We start from the raw sequence: 384 nt of genomic DNA on the forward strand, positions 1-384 counted from the left end.
TGCCTTTGGTCAATGGCATTAACCAGTAGCCTGAGTGCGAATCATCAATCGGGCACAACGACAAAATCAGTTGAATCGTTGTTTATGATAAGAACATGAGTAAACCCGCTTAACTTTTAAGCCTTTCCTATTAACAACAACTCACCGGGGTAACCCTCGTTCACCCCACGGACGCCCATTATCTCAATGGGGTGGATTATGAAGATGAAAGAAAATCCTGATTTATGGGCTGACTTATTGAACGGCCTTAAAAACTCGTGGCCGCAAATATCCGGCTCTGTTTTGGCTATCGTCATTTGTTACGGACGTCTGGTGTATGACGGGGTAGACCGTAAAAACAAATGGATAGAAGGCATTCTGTGCGGGGCGTTGTCATGGGGGATT

The 384-nt window shown here is 45.3% G+C and carries 1 protein-coding gene; it reads left to right on the forward strand.

Translation table 11 applies throughout. The annotated features are described in order from the left end of the window. Positions 1 to 198: 198 nt before the first annotated feature. Positions 199 to 384, forward strand: a 186-nt coding sequence (locus tag Xind_RS19815) for a phage holin, lambda family (protein ID WP_246432649.1), incomplete at its 3' end; no start/stop codon positions are given.

The organism is Xenorhabdus indica, assembly GCF_014467235.1.
GTDB lineage: Bacteria > Pseudomonadota > Gammaproteobacteria > Enterobacterales > Enterobacteriaceae > Xenorhabdus > Xenorhabdus indica.